This is a genomic window from Acinetobacter endophylla, assembly GCF_053543775.1.
The window spans coordinates 1-2054 of sequence record NZ_JBLVOM010000266.1 but is presented as its reverse complement, the minus strand read 5'-3'; the positions used below and the strand labels follow the sequence as shown (position 1 = coordinate 2054).

Sequence of the window (2054 nt, the reverse complement as noted above, 5' to 3'; positions counted from 1 at the left end):
ATAACCGGGAGTCAGACAGTGAGTGCTAAGATCCATTGTCAAAAGGGAAACAGCCCAGACCATCAGCTAAGGTCCCCAAGTGTGTGTTAAGTGGGAAAGGATGTGGAGTTGCACAGACAACCAGGATGTTGGCTTAGAAGCAGCCACCATTGAAAGAGTGCGTAATAGCTCACTGGTCGAGTGACTCTGCGCCGAAAATGTAACGGGGCTAAACACACCACCGAAGCTATGGCTAGATGCTTTGCATCTGGGGTAGGGGAGCGTTGTGTATACGTTGAAGGTGTACCGTAAGGAGCGCTGGACAGCATACAAGTGAGAATGCCGGTATGAGTAACGAAAAGATCAGTGAGAATCTGATCCGCCGAAAGCCCAAGGTTTCCTGAGGAAGGCTCGTCCGCTCAGGGTAAGTCGGGACCTAAGGCGAGGCCGAAAGGCGTAGTCGAAGGACAACAGTTTGAAATTACTGTACCACCGTAATCCGCTATGAGCGATGGGGTGACGCAGGAGGGTAGTGACGCGGACTGATGGATGTCCGTCTAAGCAGTGAGGCTGATGTGTAGGCAAATCCGCACATCGTAAGGCTGGGCTGTGATGGGGAGCGAAAATTGTAGTAGCGAAGGTCATGATCTCACACTGCCAAGAAAAGCCTCTAGTCAGGAGAAGGTGCCCGTACCGCAAACCGACACAGGTAGGCGAGAAGAGAATTCTAAGGCGCGCGGAAGAACTCTCGTTAAGGAACTCGGCAAAATGACCCCGTAACTTCGGGAGAAGGGGTGCCTCGGTAGGGTGAATAGCCCGAGGGGGCCGCAGTGAAAAGGCCCAAGCGACTGTTTAGCAAAAACACAGGTCTGTGCGAAGCCGCAAGGCGAAGTATACGGGCTGACGCCTGCCCGGTGCTGGAAGGTTAAGGGGAGTGGTTAGGGGTAACCCGAAGCTATGAACCGAAGCCCCAGTAAACGGCGGCCGTAACTATAACGGTCCTAAGGTAGCGAAATTCCTTGTCAGGTAAATTCTGACCCGCACGAATGGCGTAACGACTTGGGCGCTGTCTCAACGAGAGATCCGGTGAAATTTTAATACCTGTGAAGATGCAGGTTACCCGCGACAAGACGGAAAGACCCCATGGAGCTTTACTGCAGCTTGATATTGAATTTGGGTACGATCTGTACAGGATAGGTGGGAGCCTTGGAAGCAGGAGCGCAAGCTTCTGTGGAGGCGCCGTTGGGATACCACCCTGATCGTATCTAGGTTCTAACCTGGTACCCTTAGCGGGTACGGGGACCGTGTCAGGCGGGCAGTTTGACTGGGGCGGTCGCCTCCTAAAGAGTAACGGAGGCGTTCAAAGGTTCCCTCAGAATGGTTGGAAATCATTCGAAGAGTGCAAAGGCATAAGGGAGCTTGACTGCGAGACCTACAAGTCGAGCAGGGACGAAAGTCGGACTTAGTGATCCGGTGGTACCGCATGGAAGGGCCATCGCTCAACGGATAAAAGCTACCCTGGGGATAACAGGCTTATCTCCCCCAAGAGTCCACATCGACGGGGAGGTTTGGCACCTCGATGTCGGCTCATCGCATCCTGGGGCTGAAGTAGGTCCCAAGGGTTGGGCTGTTCGCCCATTAAAGCGGTACGCGAGCTGGGTTCAGAACGTCGTGAGACAGTTCGGTCCCTATCTGTCGTGGGCGCAGGAAATTTGAGAGGAGCTGTCCTTAGTACGAGAGGACCGGGATGGACGTACCGCTGGTGCACCAGTTGTTCCGCCAGGAGCATGGCTGGGTAGCTACGTACGGACGGGATAAGCGCTGAAAGCATCTAAGCGTGAAGCCCCCCTCAAGATGAGATTTCCCAATTAGTAAGACCCCTTGAAGACGACGAGGTAGATAGGTTGGAGGTGGAAGTGCAGCAATGCATGGAGCTGACCAATACTAATCGGTCGAGGGCTTATCCAAAAAACTTAAAACGCAGATTTGTTTCGGATTCAGTTTTCAGGCGATCAAGCCTGTACGCAACGAAATTCATTCACACAGCTGTGATGAACCGAATTTCTAGCGGCAGC

At 53.2% G+C, this 2054-nt stretch carries 1 rRNA gene; it reads left to right on the top strand.

The window, feature by feature from the left end:
* A 23S ribosomal RNA gene (locus ACNPNW_RS15650) occupies window positions 1–1947 on the top strand; the annotation flags it as partial.
* Between the last annotated feature and the right edge of the window lie 107 nt (window positions 1948–2054).